This is a genomic window from Protaetiibacter mangrovi (genome assembly GCF_024752305.1).
GTDB classification, from domain to species: Bacteria; Actinomycetota; Actinomycetes; order Actinomycetales; family Microbacteriaceae; genus Homoserinibacter; species Homoserinibacter mangrovi.
On the sequence record NZ_JANTHX010000007.1, the window covers coordinates 79,837 to 97,217 of the forward strand.

Consider the following 17,381-nt stretch of genomic DNA (forward strand, 5'->3'; position numbering starts at 1 on the left):
CTCCGCGCTACGGCGCCGGCTCGGCGGATGCCGGGTGCAGGAGCGCGTCGATGGTCGCGTGGATGGCGTCGTAGTCCGGGGCGGACGGGTCGACCTCCGGCGGCACCAGGTCGTGCGTGACGATCGGCTGCGCCTTCGACTTCCCCGCGAGGTCGACGAAGTACGACAGCATCTGCTTCGGGATGTCGGTGCGCACCACCTGCTTGCCCGCCGCGGAGATCGCGATGAAGTGGGTGAGCACGGTGGCGGGCGTGAACTGGTCGAGCATGGCCTGCTGCACCTGCCGCTGGTGCTGCATGCGCTGGTAGTCGGTCGTGCCGTAGCGCGTGCGCGCGTAGGTCAGGGCCGTCCCGCCGTCCATGTGGTAGTCGCCCGGCTCGAAGTAGCCGGCGGGCGGCACCGAGTTGCCGTCCAGATCCTCGTTCGCCCCGTAGGCGACCCGCTCGCTCACGGTGATGTCGATGCCGCCCATCGCGTCGATCAGGTCGGCGAACCCCTGCATGTCGATGAGCACGTAGTACGGGATCGTGATGCCGAGCACGCCCTCGACGGCGTCGCGCATGGCCTCGACACCCGGGTTGGAGTTGTTCGCCTCGGCGTCGGGGTAGAGGTAGGCCCAGTCGAGCTCGCCGTAGGTGTAGAGGTAGTCGATGAGGCACTTGCTGCCGCAGTCGTAGCCGTTCGGCATCACCTGGTACAGCGGCGAGCCCTCGACGAACGGCACGTGCTCGAGGTTGCGGGGGATGCCGATGAGGGTGACCTGGCCGGTGGTGGCGTCGACGCTCGCCACCGAGATGCTGTCGGGACGCATGCCCTGGCGGTCGGGACCGGCGTCGCCGCCGAGCAGCAGGATGTTGTACCGCCCGTCGACGGGCGGCTGCGACGGGCCCTGCGCGAACACCGTGTCGAGCAGGTCGATCCCCGCCCCCGCCGACACCGCGCCGTAGGCCGCGGTGCCGGACACGCCGGCGAGTGCGATGACCGACAGCCCCGCCACGAACGCGCGCGCCGCCGGAGCCACCCGGATCAGCCGCACGAGGCGCAGGGTGTCGAGGGTCAGCACGACCCACAGCACGGCGTAGAACAGCAGGGCGAGGATCGCCACGGCGAGCAGCCAGGTCTCGGTCGCCAGCGTGATCAGCACGCCGCGGGCGAAGACGGCCATCAGCACCAGCACCACGGCGAGCACCCAGAAGACGATGGTCGCCGAGAGCCCGAAGCGGCCGAGTCGCCGGTTGCCGGCGAGCACCTGGGCGGATCCCGGCACGAGCAGGTTGAGGGCGACGAGCCACCAGGCCCGCTTCGTCATGAACGCGGTGTCGGAGCGGTCGGGATCGCGCAGCACGCTCGCCATGTCAGAGCTTCTGCTGCAGCGCCGCGTTCTTCTCGGCGACGAGCGCCTCGAGCGACGCCGCGAAGTCGGCGAGACGCGCCGTGAGAGCGGCGTCGCCGGACGCGAGGATCCGGGCGGCGAGCAGTCCGGCGTTGCGTGCTCCACCGATCGAGACCGTGGCCACCGGGATGCCGGCGGGCATCTGCACGATCGAGAGCAGCGAGTCCAGCCCGTCGAGCTTCGCGAGCGGAACGGGCACGCCGATCACCGGGAGCGTCGTGACGGAGGCAAGCATGCCCGGCAGGTGGGCGGCCCCACCCGCTCCCGCGATGATGACGCGCAGGCCGCGACCCGCGGCCTCCTCGCCGTAGGCGACCATCTTGTGCGGGGTGCGGTGCGCCGAGACGACCTCGACCTCGTACGGGATGCCGAACTCGCCGAGCGCGGATGCGGCATCCTGCATGACCGACCAGTCGGAGTCGGATCCCATCACGACACCGACCGCGGGCTTCAGTTCAGGCACCTGGCAATGCTAAAGGTCAGTCCTGGAAGAAGGCCGCCGCGGCGCGCGCGCGGGCGACCACGTCGTCCAGCTCCCCGCCGATCGCGGTCACGTGCCCGACCTTGCGTCCCGGACGGGACTCCTTGTCGTACGAGTGCAGCTTCACCTCGGGGCGGTCGGCCATCGCGCGCGGGTAGCGGTCGGTCATCCTCTCACCGGAGGGACCGCCGAGCACGTTGATCATGACGCTCACCGGCGCGATCGGGCTCGGGTCGCCGAGGGGCAGGTCGAGCGCCGCACGCAGGTGCTGCTCGAACTGGCTCGTGACCGCGCCGTCGATGGTCCAGTGGCCCGTGTTGTGCGGACGCATGGCCAGCTCGTTGACGAGCAGGCGCCCGTCCTCGGTCTCGAACAGCTCCACCGCGAGCACGCCGGTCACGTCGAGCTCCGTCGCGATGCGCACCGCGAGCTCGCGTGCCACGTCGGGAAGGGTGCCCGCGCGCGGGGCGGGCGCGAAGACCTCGGCGCACACGCCGTCGCGCTGCACCGTCTCGACGAGCGGCCAGGCCGCGACCTCGCCCGACGGTCGCCGTGCGACGAGCTGCGCGAGCTCGCGACGGAACGGCACGAACTCCTCCACGAGCAGGCCGTCGGCCGCGTCCGCGAACCAGTCGTCGGCGTCCGCGGCGTCGCGCACCACCCGCACGCCCTTGCCGTCGTAGCCGCCGCGGGGGGTCTTCACGACCGCGATCCCGGCGTGCGCGTCGAGGAACGCCCCGAGCTCGCCGGCGTCGGCGATGCGCGCCCAGTCGGGCACGGGCGCGCCGATCGCCGAGAGCCGCGCGCGCATGACGGTCTTGTCCTGCGCCACCGCGAGCGCGTGGGGCCCCGGGCGCACCGGGATCCCGGCGCGCACGAGCGCGTCGAGCACATCCTGGGGCACGTGCTCGTGATCGAAGGTCACGACGTCGACGTCGGCCGCGAACGCGAGCACGGTGGCCGCGTCGCGGTAGTCGCCGACGGCGGTCGCCGCGAGCGCCGCGGAGCTGCCCTCGACCTCGGCGAGCACCCGCAGCTCGACGCCCAGCGCGACCGCCGGGGGGATCATCATCCGGGCCAGCTGACCGCCACCGATGACACCGACTCTCACAGCGCCCTCTCCAGATCCGTCCAGTTCTCCGCGGCTAGACTGCCGCTTCTACGACCCTACGGCTCCGACGGGGAAGGCACGACGCGTGCGCAAGCTCATGACGCAGTTCGCGCGATTCGGCGTCGTCGGGGTCGTCGGGCTGGTCATCGACTTCGGGGTCTTCAACCTGCTCCGTGCGACCGTGCTGGCACCTGAGAACCTGCACGAGGGGCCGGTGCTCGCGAAGGTCGTCTCGACGGCCCTCGCCATCGTGGCGAACTGGATCGGCAACCGGTTCTGGACCTTCCGCGAGCACCGCGGACGCCAGCTCTGGCGCGAGTTCGTCGAGTTCCTCGTGGTGAGCCTCGGCGGCATGGCGATCGGGCTGGCCTGCCTGTGGGTGTCGCACTACCTGCTGGGCTTCACGAGCATCCTCGCCGACAACATCTCGGGCAACGTGCTGGGCCTCGCGCTCGGCACCGCGTTCCGCTTCACGTTCTACAAGCTCTGGGTGTTCGCCCCGCACCGCGGCGAGACCGGTCCCGCGGTCTTCCCCGCGGCCGAGGCTCCCGAGCAGGTCACCGACGGCCGTAGGCCGTCGTCTCGTCGGGCGGCCGCGACTGCTCCTGCTGCCGGCGCGATGCCACCGGGTTCACCGACAGCTCCATGAGGTCGTGCAGGGTGGCCTGCACCAGATCGGCGCCGGGCACGTCGCGCAGCACGACCGGGCGCTCGAGCCCGGTGTTCACGAGCACGTTCCCCGAGCCGAAGAGGGGCTGGAGCCCCGCCTTGCGCACCGTGACGTCGTAGCCGCGGCTGTGCAGCAGCTCCTGCCGGGTGCGCACGAAGACGCCGTGCCGCAGCACGATGCGCCGGGTCGTGATGGTGTAGTTGCGGCCGAGCCAGGAGATCAGGGGGATCAGGAACAGCACCACCGCGACGAGCAGCGCACCCCCCAGCACGGCCCAGTTCTGCCAGGCCTCGGGGAACGTGCCCCCGAAGTAGCCGAGCGCCGCGGCATCCGCGACGAGCACGACGCAGGGCCAGAACAGCACCCGCCCGTGCGAGCGCAGTCGCGCGACCACGGTCTCCGGCTGCACGGTCCGCGCCGAGCCGGAGGCGGCCGTCGGCGTCGCCTGGGTCATGCTCCAGTTCTAGCGGACGTGCGTGACATCCCCGGCCGCGACAGACCGCGCGCGGCCGTCCCGGTCGGCGACCACGAGCCTGCCGTCCGCGTCGAGGTCGACGGCCGACGCCTGCAGCGCCTCGCCGCCCGGGAGCTCGATGCTCACCGGGCGCCCGAGTGTGAGGCAGGCGGCACGGGCCTCGGCGCGGAGCCCCGCGGCGTCGGCATCGGCGCCCGCGGCGAGATAGCGCGCGACGCGATCGCGCAGGCCCTCGAGATAGGCGGCGAGCACCGCGTCCTCGAGCGCGTCGGTCACCTCGGCCCCCTCGACCGCGAGGGAGGTCGCCGTCGGCACCGGGAGCTCCTCCTCCGACATCCGGGTGTTCACCCCCGCGCCGACCACGACGCCCGTGCCCGCGGGGAGCAGCTCGGCGAGGATGCCGCAGATCTTGCGCCCGTCGACGAGCACGTCGTTCGGCCACTTGAACCCGACCGTGCGCCCGGGCAGCGCCAGGCGCACCGCCGCCGCCATCGAGACCCCGGCGATCACCGGCAGCCAGCCGAGACGCTCGGGAGGCACCGCGGAACCGTCCGGCATCCGGGGGCGCAGCAGCACCGACGCCGCCACCGCGGCGCCCGGCGGGGCGGTCCAGGATCGGCCGAGCCGCCCGCGCCCCGAACTCTGGTAGCGGGTGAGCATGACCGTGAGATCGCCCATGCCCTCGCGGTCCGCGCGGGCCGACAACTCGGTGTTCGTGGAGCTCGACGAGGCCACCTCATACAGGACGCTCGCGACGCTCCTGCTCCGATCGAAGCTCATGGCGGCCAGCCTAGGATGTCGTCCATGCCGTCAGCGCGAGCCCTCCCCCTCGGGCGCGTCCTGGTGGTGACGCCGACCTACAACGAGGTCGAGAACCTCGAGGCGACCCTCGCAGCGGTGGCCTCGTCCGGCGCCGCCTGCGACGTGCTCGTGGTCGACGACGCGAGCCCCGACGGCACCGGGGAGCTCGCGGACCGCCTCGCCGCACGCGACCCCCGGGTGCACGTGCTGCACCGCGCGGCGAAGGAGGGGCTCGGCCGGGCGTACCTCGCCGGATTCGCCTGGGCGCTCGAGCGCGACTACGACGTCATCGTCGAGTTCGACGCCGACGGCTCGCATCCGGCCGAGGCGCTCCCCGCCATGCTCGAGGCCCTCGCCGCGGATCCTGCGGCCGGTCTCGCGATCGGGTCGCGGTGGGTTCCCGGCGGACGGCTGGTCGACTGGTCCGCCGCGCGGCGACGCCTCAGCAGGACGGCCAACGCCTACGCGCGGGCGATCCTCCGGCTGCCCGTGAAGGACGTCACGGCCGGATTCCGCGCCTACCGCGCGGAGGTGCTGCGCGAGATCGCCCACCAGGTGGTCGATTCGCGCGGGTACTGCTTCCAGATCGACCTCACCATCCGCACCCACGACGCCGGATGGGTCATCCGCGAGGTGCCGATCACGTTCCGCGAGCGTCGGGCGGGCGTCTCGAAGATGAGCGGGGGCGTGGTGGCCGAGGCCATGTGGCGGGTGACGGTGTGGGGCGTCGCGGGGCTGTTCCGACGCCGACGCCCTGGCGCGGCCGGCCAAGGTGCGGCCCCGGGTTTTGTCGGATCGCACAACCCCGTCCCCCCGGAGCGCGACGGATAGGCTGAACGCCGTGACCGACGAATCCGACCTCCACACCACCGCCGGCAAGCTCGCCGACCTCAAGGTCCGCTACCACGAGGCCGTGACCGCCAGCGGCGAGGCGGCGATCGCCAAGCAGCACGCGAAGGGCAAGAAGACCGCGCGCGAGCGCATCGAGCAGCTGCTCGACCAGGGTTCGTTCGTCGAGCTCGACGAGTTCGTGCGCCACCGCACGCACGCCTTCGGCATGGAGGACAAGCGGCCCTACGGCGACGCGGTCGTCACCGGCACCGGCACCATCCACGGGCGACAGGTCGCGGTCTACGCGCAGGACTTCACGATCTTCGGCGGCTCGCTCGGCGAGGTCGCGGGCGAGAAGATCATCAAGGTCATGGAGCTCGCGCTCAAGACCGGCGTGCCGATCATCGGCATGCTCGACTCGGGCGGCGCGCGCATCCAGGAGGGCGTCGTCGCCCTCGGCAAGTACGGCGAGATCTTCCGGCTGAACACCGCGAGCTCCGGGGTCATCCCGCAGATCTCGATCATCCTGGGACCTGCGGCCGGCGGCGCCGTCTACGGCCCGGCCCTCACCGACTTCGTGATCATGGTCGACAAGACGAGCCAGATGTTCGTGACCGGGCCGGATGTCATCCGCACCGTCACCGGCGAGGACGTCGGCATGGAGGAGCTCGGCGGCGCGCTCACCCACAGCCAGCGCACGGGCGTGTCGCACTACCTCGCCTCCGACGAGGACGACGCCCTCGACTACGCGCGCACGCTCGTGAGCTTCCTGCCCGACAACAACCAGGCCGAGCTGCCGGTGTACGAGTCGGAGACCGAGCTCGAGATCAACGACTCGGATCGACGGCTCAACACCCTGATCCCCGACTCGCCGAACCAGCCCTACGACGTGCTCGAGGTCATCGAGCGCCTGGTCGACAACGCGGACTTCCTCGAGGTGCAGGCCCTGTTCGCGCCGAACATCGTGATCGGCTTCGCCCGGATCGAGGGGCGCTCGGTCGGCATCATCGCCAACCAGCCCAGCCAGATGGCGGGAACCCTCAACATCGACGCGGGTGAGAAGGCGGCGCGGTTCGTGCGATTCTGCGACGCGTTCTCGATCCCGATCCTGACGATCGTCGACGTGCCCGGCTACCTGCCCGGCACCGACCAGGAGTGGACGGGCGTCATCCGCCGCGGCGCGAAGCTGCTGTACGCGTACGCCGAGGCCACGGTTCCGCTCGTCACGGTCATCACCCGCAAGGCGTACGGCGGCGCCTACATCGTCATGGGCTCCAAGCAGCTCGGCGCCGACCTGAACTACGCGTGGCCGACGGCCGAGATCGCGGTGATGGGCGGCCAGGGAGCCGTCAACATCCTGTACCGCAACGAGCTCAAGGCCGCCGAGGCCGCCGGCGAGGATGTGGCCGCCGTGCGCACCCACCTCGCGAACGAGTACACCTACAACGTGGCCTCGCCGTTCCTGGCGGCGGAGCGCGGCGAGCTCGACGGCATCGTCGAGCCGGCCGCCACCCGTCTCGTGGTGATCAAGGCGCTGCGGGCGCTGCGCACCAAGCGGGCGGCACTGCCCGCCAAGAAGCACGGGAACATCCCGCTGTGACCGAGCAGGAGCAGCCGCTCACCGCGCAGGTCCGGGTCGTCGGCGGGGACCCGACCCCCGAGGAGCTCGCCGCGACGACGGCGGTGCTGCAGGCGGCGCTCGACGAGCTGGCCGGCATGCACCGGCGGGCGCACCGCTCCCCCACCCGCTGGCAGCGCGAGAGCAAGGGACTGCGGGCACCGCTCGAGCCGGGCGCCTGGAACCGCTGGGCCCGCTGACCCCCGAACGGGGGTATCCGTCGCGGAACGGCCGGATCGCGACGGAATCCGTCGCCATCCGCCGCGCACGGCCCCCGATTCGCCGCACGCGCGTGCATGTACCCCGGAATTGTGACAAAGTGGCCCGAAACGCCGGAACTGTCACCCGAAATTGTCCCCCGAAAGTCCCCCATAATGACGACTTACGAGGCTGTCGGAACCACGCATACTTATAACCAGCAGGTGTATCTCATCGAGTTACACAGCATCACCGGTCGTCTAGGGTAAGCAGACCGTTGATGTGGGGGCGAGTCAGGGCGATATTCGGGTTGTCGCCCTGACTCGAATCTTGCGAGGGGCCGGACGCTCTGTCCGGCCCCTCGTCCCATGCTGGGGCCCTGCCGCCGCGTCCGGGTCCGCGCCTACGGGGCGGAGTTCCGCGGGATCTCGAGCCAGAGCTCGACCTCGTCGTCGGGCTCGCCTCCGAGCAGCGTCACCGACTCGTCGTCGACGCTCCGCAGCCCCACGACCGTGACGGCGACCTCCGAGCCCTCCGGCACGGTGCGCGCGATCACCCGGTCGGCCGTCGTCTCGCGCAGGGCGAGCGCCAGACGCCCGAGCACCCGATCCAGCTCCGCGTCGACGAGCTCGTCGATGCCGCCCTCGTCCAGCAGCGTCACGATCGTGCCGCGGCGGCGCGCGAGCATGACCTGCTCGCGCACGGCGTCGTTGAGCAGCTTGCGCCCGCGGATCTCGTCGCGGATGGCGGCCTCCAGATGCAGGCACTCCGCACGCTGCGAGGCGGTCAGGTCGCCGCCGGAGGAGCGGATCGTGCGCAGCATCGGGAGAGCCATGACGCTCGTCTGACCGAGCCGGAACTGCCGCTCGTTCAGGTGCGCCTCCTGGGCGGCCTGCCACTCCGTCGCCTCGCGCTCCGCGTGCGCGAAGCGCTCCGAGTCGCGGGTGGCCTTGGCGAGGGTGTTGGTGAGGATGTGGGCGACGCCGACCCACGACGCCGACCCGATGACGCCGATCGTGCCGAGCGCACCGGGCCCCGACCAGAACAGCGTCTGCACGACCAGGAAGATGATGCCGGCCCAGGCGAAACCGGGTCGCAGCCGCACCGCCGTGATGGTCATCAGCGTGCCGATCGCCGCGACGTACCAGGTGGCGTAGCCGTTTCCTCCGGGGCGGGCGGGGTCGAGCACGCTCGTGATGAGCGGCGGCAGCGCCACGGCCACGCCGATCGAGAAGGACGCCAGCCAGATCGGCATCCGGGTCTCCGCTCCCGGCCACAGCACCGCGGTCGTGACGACCGCGTAGAGCAGCATGCCGGCGAGCACCGCCCCCGGCTGATCGGCGTACGGGAAGGTGAGCGAATAGCCCGCCAGCACCAGGTGATAGCCCGAGAACACGGCCGCGAGCGCGACGATGAGCACCCGGGGGACGCCGATCTTCATCGCGACCCCTCCCGCACCGCAGGCCAGTGCAGCGACACGACCGTGCCGGCACCCGGCGCCGTGTCGATCGCCGCGGCGCCGCCGACGCTCGCGACGCGTTCCAGGATCGAGACCCGCACCCCGAGCCGCTCGTTCGGCACCGCGTCGCGGTCGAACCCGGAACCGCGATCGCCGACCTCCACCACGAGGTCCTCGTCGCCGCCCCGCACGATCGCCCAGCGGCGCACCCCGGCCCCGGCGTGCTGCAGGCTGTTGACCATCGCCTGCACGGCCGCCGAGTACATCGCCTCCGCGACGGCGACCGGCACCCGGCCCGGCCGCACACCGTCCGAATCCACCTCCACCGGTTCGGACAGGGCGGCGGCGGCGTCGGCGATCCGGTTCGCGAGCGCGGCGACCGAGATCTCCGCGTCGCCGGAGGGCGCATCCGACACGGCGTCACGCAGGTGGCCGATGGCGTTGCCCGCCATCCGCGCCGCGAGCTCCTTCGCCTCGCCCGACTCCGCCCGGGCCGCCGAGAGCAGCGTGGTGAGCACGCTGTCGTGCACGATCGCGTCCACCTGCACGCGCTCGGCCTCGATCGCATGCTGACGGACCGCGTGGCCGTAGCGCTCGAGCGCGGTCGCCTGGGCCCGGTCGACCGAGGAGGCGGCCCCCCGCAGGATCGCCGTGATGATGGTGATGGCCCCGCCGAGGATGATCGCGTAGACGGAGTCGAGCACCGCCTGCGTGATCGTCACCCCGCCGCCGGGCGGCGTGAGCCGCACGACGCCGTAGATGAGCGGCACGACCACGACGTAGGCGGTCGCGAGCCGGATGCCGAGGCCCACCGTCGCCATCGCGGTCGCGATCGTCAGCGTGTAGTACAGCCAGTAGCTGTCGGGCGACGGCGCCTCGGCCGGGTCGACCACCGCGAACGGCCAGCTCACGAGGGCGACGAGGTAGATCGCGGCGAACGCCACGTGGCCCGCTCGCAACCAGCGATCGGCCGCCGAGACGATCACCGTGACCGCGAGGCTCGCCACGAGCGCGCCGACCATCACGATCGACCAGACCGGGTTCATGTTCGGCAGCTGGTCGATCATCGCCGGGATCGACTGGATCATGAACGCCACGCCGAAGCCCGCGGCCGTCCGTGCGATCGCCGTCGTGACGCGCACGAGGCTCAGCGGGTTGCGGACGACGCGCCCGCGCGGGACCGACGCGAGTCCCGCCGGCAGACCGTCAGCCATCGCTGTCGGGGTCGAGCCCCGGCAGGATGCCGTCCTCGACCGCCCGACGCAGCAGGTCGACCTTCGTCGGTGCGGGTCGACCGACCTCGACGTACTTCGCCCGGATGCGGTCGAGGTACTCGCGCGCCGTCGAATAGCCGATGCCGAGCTGCTCGGCGGCGAGCTTCAACGGCAGCCCCGAGGCGTACAGGTGCAGGATCTCGCGCTCACGACGCCCCAGCTCCGCCTTCGCGAAGTCGCGGTCGGCGTCGATCGCGGTCGCCCACTCGAGGTTGTTGAGCACCTCGCCGCGGGCCACGGTCGCCGCCGCGGTCACGACGGTGCGCATCGACGCCGACTTCGGGATGACGCCCGCCGCGCCGGCCGCGAGCGCCTCCCGCACGAGATCGACGCGGTCGGCGATCGAGTGGACCAGCACCGGGGCGCCGATCGCCTGCACGCTCTTGACGTTCTGGGTGACGCTCGAGCCGTCGCCGAGCGACAGGTCGAGCACGACGACGTCGACCTCGCGGCCGCCGAGGCCCGCGATGAGCTCGGCGACGTTGGGCGCGGCGAGCATGAAGTCGTGTCCGGCCTCCACGAAGGCCGCCTTCAGCCCGACGCGCACGGACTCGTGGTCGTCGACGACGGCCACGCGCGCCGGATGCGTCTGGACATCCGACTCCGGGCGATCGATCACCGTGCTCATGCTGACTCCCGATCAGGGGCGGCGGTCCGCCGTGGCTCATGGTACCCCGCGGCATCCGTACGGGGGTGGAACGTCCTGTCCGGCGCGGTCATGCGCGCACGAACGCGCCGACGGCTTCGACGTGGTGGGTGCTCGGGAACAGGTCGAACGCGCGCAGGCCCGTGAGCGCGTACCCGCGCTCGGCGAGCAGCCCCGCATCGCGCGCGAACGCGACCGGATCGCATGCCACGTACACGAGCTGGGCCGGGCGCACGGCGGTGAGGGCGTCGAGCACGGCGCGCCCCGCGCCGGAGCGCGGAGGGTCGAGGACGACCGTCGCCGCCTCGAGCCGCGCGCGCTCGGCGGGTGAGGAGTCGGCGAGCGCCGTCACCCAGCGCTCGACCCGGGCCGTCACCGCCTGGGCGCCCAGCCAGTCGGCGAGGTTCTCCTGGGCGTGCTCGGTGGCGCGCTCGTCGGACTCGACCGAGGTGATCCGCACCGTCGAACCGAAGCGGTCGCCGACCGCGGCGGCCAGCAGGCCGACCCCGCCGTAGAGGTCGAGGTTCGCGGCGCGCGGGTCGAACAGGCTCCCGTCGATCGCGTCCTGCACGGCGCGCGTGAGTGCGAGGGGGGCGGCGGCGTGCACCTGCCAGAACCCGGAGTCGTCGACACGGAACTCGCGCTCCCCCACGCGCTCCCGGATCACGGACGGCGCCTGCCGCCCGACGATGAGGCGCGCGCCGCCGACGCTCGGCGCGAGCACCTCGACGGCGCCGCCCGCGTGCTCCGGCATCCGCTCGCCGAGCGGGGCCACCTCGCGCAGCTCGTCGGTGCCGAGCGGCAGACCCGCCACCCGGATCACCCGGTGCGAGCGCGCCGCGTAGGGACCGACGGTGCCGTCGTCGGCGACATGCAGTCGCTCGCGGGTGCGCCATCCGCCTCCGTCGGCGGGACCGTCGACGGCCTCGACCTCGACGGAGCGCTCGATGCGCGCCATGCGCTGCAGGGCGTCCGTCAGCACGTGGGCCTTGAGCGCGCGCTGGTGCTCGGGCGCGATGTGGCCGAAGTCGGCGCCTCCCGGCCGCACGGCGGGATCGCGCGAGACGTCGGCCTCCGGCCAGAGGTGCGGACGCCGGTGCGGGCTGGCCTCGAGCACCTCGACGGTGTCCGCCCACCAGAAGCGGTCCTTGCGGTCGTCGACGATGCGCGCCCGGATCCGCTCGCCGGGGATCGCCTCCGCCACGAAGACGACGCGCCCGTCGAGGCGGGCGACGCCGTAGCCCCCGTGGGCGATGTTGGTAGCCTCGACCTCGACCTCGCGGCCCCGCATGTCACCCATCCCCCCGAGCATAGGCGCGGATGGGCGGGCCGCCACCGGGAGGGAGCGATCCGTGCGGCTGTACCTGGCGTCCACCTCGCCCGCGCGGCTCGCGACCCTGCGCGCCGTCGGCATCGACCCGGTGCCCGTGCCGTCGCACGTCGACGAGGACGCGGTCGCCGCTGCAGCCGGTCCGCAGGATCCGGACGCCTTCGTCACCCTGCTCGCGCGGGCGAAGGCGGAGGCGGTGGCGGAGCGACTGGTCGACGACGGCGGGCTGGACGGCCTCGTGCTCGGGGGCGACTCGGCCTTCGTGCTCGACGGCGTGATCTACGGCAAGCCGCACCTGCCCGAGGTGGCCCGCGAGCGCTGGCGGGCGCAGCGGGGTCGATCCGGGGTGCTGCACTCCGGGCATTGGCTCATCGACGCCCGCGGCGGCCTGCTCGGGCGGGCGGTCGGCGGGGCGACCTCGGCGGTCGTGAGCTTCGCGGCCGACATCACCGACGACGAGATCGACGCCTACATCGCCACGGGCGAGCCCCTCGAGGTGGCGGGCGCGTTCACCGTCGACTCCAAGGGCGCCGGCTTCGTCGAGCGGGTCGACGGCGACCCGCACACCGTCGTCGGTCTCGGGGTGCCGTACCTGCGCACGCTCGTGCGCTCGCTGGGCGTCGAGTGGACCGAACTCTGGAACCTCTAGCGGATCGGGTGCGTGTTTGTGCGCGGTCGACAACGGCGACACCGCGGATCGCCCCTAGGCTGGGGTCACTATGCCTCGCATCTCGAAGGTCCTGATCGCGAATCGGGGTGAGATCGCGGTGCGCGTGATCCGCGCCGCCCGCGACGCCGGCATCTCATCCGTCGCCGTGTACGCCGACCAGGACCGCGGTGCGCGGCACGTGGTCCTCGCCGACGAGGCGTACGCCCTCGACGGGTCGACGAGCGCCGAGACCTACCTCGTCATCGACAAGCTGCTCTCCATCGCCCGGCGCTCCGGCGCCGACGCCGTGCATCCCGGTTACGGCTTCCTCGCCGAGAACGCCGACTTCGCGCGCGCCGTCATCGACGCCGGCCTCATCTGGATCGGCCCCTCGCCGGATGCCATCGAGCGCCTCGGCGACAAGGTGTCGGCTCGCCACGTGGCCGAGAAGGTCGGCGCACCGCTCGCCCCCGGCACCCTCAACCCCGTGGCGGACGCCGACGAGGTGCTCGCCTTCGTCGACGAGGTCGGCCTGCCGGTCGCCATCAAGGCGGCCTTCGGCGGCGGCGGGCGCGGCCTCAAGGTCGCCCGCACCCGCGAGGAGGTGCCCGAGCTCTTCGAGTCGGCCACCCGCGAGGCCGTCGCGGCGTTCGGCCGCGGCGAGTGCTTCGTCGAGAAGTACCTCGACAAGCCGCGCCACGTCGAGACCCAGTGCCTCGCGGATGCCGCCGGCAACGTCGTCGTCGTGTCGACGCGCGACTGCTCGCTGCAGCGCCGCCACCAGAAGCTCGTCGAGGAGGCACCCGCGCCCTTCCTGACCGACGCCCAGAAGGAGCTGCTCTACAGCTCGTCGAAGGCGATCCTGAAGGAGGTCGGCTACGTCGGCGCCGGCACCTGCGAGTTCCTCATCGGTCTCGACGGCACCGTCTCCTTCCTCGAGGTCAACACGCGCCTCCAGGTCGAGCACCCCGTGTCCGAGGAGGTCACCGGCATCGACCTCGTCCGCGAGCAGTTCCGCATCGCCGAGGGCGGCACGCTCGACTACCCGGACCCCGAGACCAAGGGCCACTCGTTCGAGTTCCGCATCAACGGCGAGGACCCGGGGCGCAACTTCCTTCCGACCCCGGGCCCGATCCAGGCCATCCGCTACCCCGGCGGCCCCGGCGTGCGCATCGACTCCGGCGTCACCACGGGCGACGTCGTCTCGGGCGCGTTCGACTCGATGCTCGCGAAGCTCATCGTCACCGGCTCCTCGCGCGAGGACGCGCTCGAGCGCGCACGCCGCGCCCTCGACGAGTTCGAGGTCGCGGGCCTGCCCACCGTCATCCCGTTCCACCGCGCCATCGTGCGCGAGCCCGCCTTCACCGCCGAGGACGGCGCGTTCGGCGTCTACACGCGCTGGATCGAGACGGAGTTCGCGGGCGAGCTCGAGCCGTGGGGCGGCGTCCTCGCCGACCCGGCGCCCGCCGAGAAGCGCCACTCGGTCGTGGTCGAGGTCGAAGGCAAGCGGGTCGCGGTGTCGCTGCCGACGACGCTGCTGCCCTCGGCCACCGTCTCCGCCCCGCCTCCCCCGCGTCGCCGCGGCGGCGCCGGCGCGGTGGCCACGGCCACCGGCGACGCGGTCAAGGCGCCCATGCAGGCCACGATCGTGAAGCTCGCGGTCGCCGAGGGCGACAAGGTCGTCAAGGGCGACCTCGTGGTCGTGCTCGAGGCGATGAAGATGGAGCAGCCGCTCACCGCCCACAAGGACGGCACGATCGGCTCGATCGACGCGACGGTCGGCGCCACCGTCTCGTCGGGCCACCTGCTGCTGACGATCGCCGACTGACCCCTCTCCCCCCTCCCGCGAGCGCTACCCGTTTCGGCGAGCGCTACCGGTCTATCGGTAGCCGTCGCCGGTTTCGGTAGCGCTCGCGGTCAGCGGATGCCGTGCTGGCTCAGGAGTCGACCGAGGCGCGCGGGCGACGCCGCGGTCGCGGCATCCCAGCGCGCGACCGAACGGACGCCCCGCTGGCGGCGCAGGCGCTGCTCACGCCACTTCTCGTCGAGCAGCACCTGTTCGAGGGTTCGGCCGTCGCGGTAGCGCTCGTCGAGGTACTTCACCTTGCCGTCGAACTCGCCGACCGCACCGAACCGCGGCCACCAGAAATCCACCATCATCAGGCCGTCACGGTCGTGGAACTCGTGCTGCAATTCGGGTGCGGGAAGCCCCGCCTCCGCGATCGAGACGCGACTCAGGGACTCGAGCGGCGAGCCGCTGCGTGCGTCCGCGAACGCGACCACCTCCCGCGCGCGACGTGCACCCCGGTAGCCGGGCTCCGGGAGCCCGTCGACGAGTGCCTCGCGGGGGATACCGCGGGCGAGCACAGCATCCGCGACCATCACCCCCTCCGCGAAGCGCGACGTGCGCGCGACGTCGACCGCCGTGCGCGCGAGCGTGGTCACCTCCAGCCCGTCGAGGACGACGGTGTCGCGCGGGATGTCCAGGCAATGGCGCACCAGCCTGTCGTCGGAGCGACCACCACCCGCCCGCAGGGCGATCACATGGACGTCGTCCGGAGGGTCGCCGAGGAGCGGAAGCCCCCAGGCGGTGGCGGCGGTCCGGTGCGACAGCACGAGGCGCCGCTCGCGCATGAGGACGACCGCGCGCGCGAGCGTCAGATGCCGCTCCCGGACCGACATCGGCTCCCACCGGGCGGCCGGGATGTAGACCCCGCGCACCAGCCGCAGCAGCTCGCCCGTCCTCACCCTCGCCGCGATGCGATCCGCTTCGCTCTCGGGAGCCTCTCGCGCCAGCACGAACTCCTCCCGCCACGGCGAGGTGATGACGGTCTCGTCCATCCCGCAACCCTGCCGAATCCGACCGCGGCGCCCCGTCGTCTCTCCACAGCTCGCGAGCGCTACCCGTTTCGGCGAGCGCTACCGGTCTATCGGTAGCCGTCGCCGAAACGGGTAGCGCTCGCGAGGGTCAGGGGCGGGTGCAGGCACTCGGAGGGGACGGCTACGAGACGATGTGCATCGCCCGGGCCGCGTCCGTGACGGCGCCCGACAGGGAGGGGTAGACCGAGAACGCGCGCGCCAGCTGGTCGACCGTGAGCCGGTGCTCGACCGCGAGCGCGATCGGCAGGATGAGATCGGACGCCTTCGGGGCGACGACGACCCCGCCGATGACGGTGCCGGACCCGGTGCGGGCGAACAGCTTCACGAAGCCGTCCTTGATGCCCTCCATCTTCGCCCGCGGGTTCGACGCGAGCGACAGCTTGTAGATCTCGCCCTGGGCGATGCCGTCCTCGATCTGCTTCTGCGACCACCCGACCGTCGCCACCTCGGGGTGCGTGAAGATGTTGCTCGTCACGTTGCGCAGCTCGGTCGGCGTGACCGCGTCGCCCATGGCGTGGTAGACGGCCGTGCGCCCCTGCATCGACGCGACCGAGGCGAGCGGGAGGAAGTCACTGCAGTCGCCGGCCGCGTAGACCATCGGCATCGAGGTGCGCGCGACGCGGTTGACGCGGATGTGGCCGGACTCGGTCAGCTGCACCCCGGCCTCCTCGAGGCCGAGGCCCGCCGTGTTGGGCACGGATCCGACGGCGAGCAGGCAGTGCGACCCCTCCACCGTGCGCCCGTCGGAGAGGGTGACCACGACACCGTCGCCTCTGCGCTCGACCGACTGCATGCGCGACTTGGAGAGCACGGTCATGCCCCCGCGCACGAAGACGTTCTCGATGACGCGCGCCGCATCCGCGTCCTCGCCGGGGAGCACCTGCTCGCGGCTGGACACGAGCGTGACCTGGGCGCCGAGGGCGCGATACGCCGACGCGAACTCCGCACCGGTGACGCCGGAGCCGACGACGATCAGGTGCTCGGGCACCTCGTCGAGGTTGTAGAGCTGGGTCCAGGTGAGGATGCGTCGCCCGTCGGGCTTCGCGCTCGGCAGCACGCGCGGGCTCGCGCCGACCGCCACGACGACCGTGTCGGCGACGAACTCGTCGAAGTCGACGCGCTTCTTGCCCTTGCCGGTCGAGACGACGAGACGGTCCGGTCCGTCGAGGCGGCCGTCGCCCGCGACGATGCGCACGCCCGCCTTGATGAGCTGGGACTTCATGTCCTCCGACTGCTGGCGCGCGAGCAGCAGCAGTCGCTGGTTGACGGCCGCGAGGTTCACCGTCACCTCGGGACGCACCGCGCGCCCCGCATCCGTGCGCGAGAAGAACTGCACGCCCAGATCGGCCGCCTGCCCGACATCCGTCGCCGCACCCGCGGTCGCGATGAGCGACTTCGACGGCACCACATCGGTGAGCACCGCCGAGCCGCCGACGCCGGCGCGCTCGACGAGCGTCACCTCGGCGCCGAGCTGGGCGCCGGTGAGCGCCGCCTCGTAGCCGCCGGGGCCGCCCCCGAGTACCGCGATGCGCTGGGTCCGCTCGAACTCGTAGGGCATGACTCCA

Annotated in this window: 17 protein-coding genes; 6 read left to right on the forward strand and 11 right to left on the reverse strand. The window is 72.3% G+C overall.

Translation table 11 applies throughout. The features are described 5' to 3' along the window. Positions 1-7: 7 nt before the first annotated feature. Genes NUH29_RS08000 through NUH29_RS08010 form a run of 3 tightly spaced genes read right to left on the reverse strand, consistent with a single transcriptional unit; the run spans position 8 to position 2,985 of the window. Positions 8-1,354 (reverse strand): LCP family protein, encoded by a 1,347-nt coding sequence (locus tag NUH29_RS08000; protein ID WP_258798537.1) that lies wholly within the window; start codon positions 1,352-1,354, stop codon positions 8-10. Between the two features lies 1 nt (position 1,355). Beyond that, positions 1,356-1,823, reverse strand: coding sequence for a 5-(carboxyamino)imidazole ribonucleotide mutase (purE, locus tag NUH29_RS08005; RefSeq protein WP_258799246.1), 468 nt, complete (start codon positions 1,821-1,823; stop codon positions 1,356-1,358). Positions 1,824-1,872: 49 nt separating this feature from the next. Further along, positions 1,873-2,985: a 5-(carboxyamino)imidazole ribonucleotide synthase gene (locus tag NUH29_RS08010; protein ID WP_258798538.1), complete on the reverse strand. Its 1,113-nt coding sequence runs from the start codon at positions 2,983-2,985 to the stop codon at positions 1,873-1,875. An 85-nt stretch (positions 2,986-3,070) separates the two neighbouring features. Here NUH29_RS08010 and NUH29_RS08015 point away from each other — a divergent pair, with 85 nt between their 5' ends. After that, positions 3,071-3,634: a GtrA family protein gene (locus NUH29_RS08015; protein ID WP_258798539.1), complete on the forward strand. Its 564-nt coding sequence runs from the start codon at positions 3,071-3,073 to the stop codon at positions 3,632-3,634. Here the strand turns inward: NUH29_RS08015 and NUH29_RS08020 are convergent. Then, complete coding sequence (locus NUH29_RS08020) at positions 3,543-4,109, reverse strand: PH domain-containing protein (protein ID WP_258798540.1); 567 nt, start codon at positions 4,107-4,109, stop codon at positions 3,543-3,545. The genes NUH29_RS08015 and NUH29_RS08020 overlap by 92 nt on opposite strands. Positions 4,110-4,118: 9 nt before the next feature. Next, a complete protein-coding gene (locus NUH29_RS08025) occupies positions 4,119-4,910 on the reverse strand; it encodes a biotin--[acetyl-CoA-carboxylase] ligase (RefSeq protein ID WP_258798541.1) in 792 nt (263 codons plus the stop codon). A 24-nt stretch (positions 4,911-4,934) separates the two neighbouring features. Here NUH29_RS08025 and NUH29_RS08030 point away from each other — a divergent pair, with 24 nt between their 5' ends. Genes NUH29_RS08030 through NUH29_RS08040 form a run of 3 tightly spaced genes read left to right on the forward strand, consistent with a single transcriptional unit; the run spans position 4,935 to position 7,580 of the window. Then, entirely contained in the window at positions 4,935-5,762 is an 828-nt protein-coding gene (locus NUH29_RS08030; RefSeq protein WP_258798542.1) for a polyprenol monophosphomannose synthase, read from the forward strand. Positions 5,763-5,772: 10 nt separating this feature from the next. Continuing rightward, a complete protein-coding gene (locus NUH29_RS08035; protein WP_258798543.1) occupies positions 5,773-7,362 on the forward strand; it encodes an acyl-CoA carboxylase subunit beta in 1,590 nt (529 codons plus the stop codon). Beyond that, a complete protein-coding gene (locus NUH29_RS08040; RefSeq protein ID WP_258798544.1) occupies positions 7,359-7,580 on the forward strand; it encodes an acyl-CoA carboxylase subunit epsilon in 222 nt (73 codons plus the stop codon). The genes NUH29_RS08035 and NUH29_RS08040 overlap by 4 nt, the downstream gene beginning before the upstream one ends. Before the next feature lie 401 nt (positions 7,581-7,981). Here NUH29_RS08040 and NUH29_RS08045 read toward each other — a convergent pair whose 3' ends face one another. From NUH29_RS08045 to NUH29_RS08060, 4 genes are all read right to left on the reverse strand, one after another. Beyond that, complete coding sequence (locus NUH29_RS08045; protein WP_258798545.1) at positions 7,982-9,019, reverse strand: hypothetical protein; 1,038 nt, start codon at positions 9,017-9,019, stop codon at positions 7,982-7,984. Continuing rightward, on the reverse strand, positions 9,016-10,251 hold the full coding sequence (locus NUH29_RS08050; protein WP_258798546.1) for a sensor histidine kinase: 1,236 nt from the start codon (positions 10,249-10,251) through the stop codon (positions 9,016-9,018). Before NUH29_RS08050 ends, NUH29_RS08045 begins: the two co-directional genes overlap by 4 nt. Further along, a complete protein-coding gene (locus NUH29_RS08055; protein ID WP_258798547.1) occupies positions 10,244-10,939 on the reverse strand; it encodes a response regulator transcription factor in 696 nt (231 codons plus the stop codon). The genes NUH29_RS08050 and NUH29_RS08055 overlap by 8 nt, the downstream gene beginning before the upstream one ends. Positions 10,940-11,027: 88 nt before the next feature. Further along, the gene (locus NUH29_RS08060; protein ID WP_258798548.1) at positions 11,028-12,257 is read right to left on the reverse strand and encodes a class I SAM-dependent RNA methyltransferase; all 1,230 of its coding nucleotides are present in this window, start codon (positions 12,255-12,257) and stop codon (positions 11,028-11,030) included. A 52-nt stretch (positions 12,258-12,309) separates the two neighbouring features. Here NUH29_RS08060 and NUH29_RS08065 point away from each other — a divergent pair, with 52 nt between their 5' ends. Both NUH29_RS08065 and NUH29_RS08070 read left to right on the forward strand, forming a co-directional pair. Then, on the forward strand, positions 12,310-12,936 hold the full coding sequence (locus NUH29_RS08065; RefSeq protein WP_258798549.1) for a Maf family protein: 627 nt from the start codon (positions 12,310-12,312) through the stop codon (positions 12,934-12,936). Positions 12,937-13,006: 70 nt separating this feature from the next. After that, the gene (locus NUH29_RS08070; protein WP_258798550.1) at positions 13,007-14,764 is read left to right on the forward strand and encodes an acetyl/propionyl/methylcrotonyl-CoA carboxylase subunit alpha; all 1,758 of its coding nucleotides are present in this window, start codon (positions 13,007-13,009) and stop codon (positions 14,762-14,764) included. An 89-nt stretch (positions 14,765-14,853) separates the two neighbouring features. Here the strand turns inward: NUH29_RS08070 and NUH29_RS08075 are convergent, their stop codons facing one another. After that, a complete protein-coding gene (locus NUH29_RS08075; protein ID WP_258798551.1) occupies positions 14,854-15,777 on the reverse strand; it encodes a hypothetical protein in 924 nt (307 codons plus the stop codon). A 160-nt stretch (positions 15,778-15,937) separates the two neighbouring features. Beyond that, positions 15,938-17,374, reverse strand: a complete 1,437-nt coding sequence (locus NUH29_RS08080; RefSeq protein WP_258798552.1) for an NAD(P)H-quinone dehydrogenase — start codon at positions 17,372-17,374, stop codon at positions 15,938-15,940. Positions 17,375-17,381 lie beyond the last annotated feature (7 nt).

Bases quoted from the DNA above. Each gene is read 5' to 3' on its own strand.
- NUH29_RS08000 (WP_258798537.1), bottom strand. From the start codon at position 1,354: ATGGCGAGCGTGCTGCGCGATCCCGACCGCTCCGACACCGCGTTCATG.
- purE (WP_258799246.1), bottom strand. From the start codon at position 1,823: ATGGGATCCGACTCCGACTGGTCGGTCATGCAGGATGCCGCATCCGCG.
- NUH29_RS08020 (WP_258798540.1), bottom strand. From the start codon at position 4,109: ATGACCCAGGCGACGCCGACGGCCGCCTCCGGCTCGGCGCGGACCGTG.
- NUH29_RS08025 (WP_258798541.1), bottom strand. From the start codon at position 4,910: ATGAGCTTCGATCGGAGCAGGAGCGTCGCGAGCGTCCTGTATGAGGTG.
- NUH29_RS08030 (WP_258798542.1), top strand. From the start codon at position 4,935: ATGCCGTCAGCGCGAGCCCTCCCCCTCGGGCGCGTCCTGGTGGTGACG.
- NUH29_RS08045 (WP_258798545.1), bottom strand. From the start codon at position 9,019: ATGAAGATCGGCGTCCCCCGGGTGCTCATCGTCGCGCTCGCGGCCGTG.
- NUH29_RS08050 (WP_258798546.1), bottom strand. From the start codon at position 10,251: ATGGCTGACGGTCTGCCGGCGGGACTCGCGTCGGTCCCGCGCGGGCGC.
- NUH29_RS08055 (WP_258798547.1), bottom strand. From the start codon at position 10,939: ATGAGCACGGTGATCGATCGCCCGGAGTCGGATGTCCAGACGCATCCG.
- NUH29_RS08060 (WP_258798548.1), bottom strand. From the start codon at position 12,257: ATGGGTGACATGCGGGGCCGCGAGGTCGAGGTCGAGGCTACCAACATC.
- NUH29_RS08070 (WP_258798550.1), top strand. From the start codon at position 13,007: ATGCCTCGCATCTCGAAGGTCCTGATCGCGAATCGGGGTGAGATCGCG.
- NUH29_RS08075 (WP_258798551.1), bottom strand. From the start codon at position 15,777: ATGGACGAGACCGTCATCACCTCGCCGTGGCGGGAGGAGTTCGTGCTG.
- NUH29_RS08080 (WP_258798552.1), bottom strand. From the start codon at position 17,374: ATGCCCTACGAGTTCGAGCGGACCCAGCGCATCGCGGTACTCGGGGGC.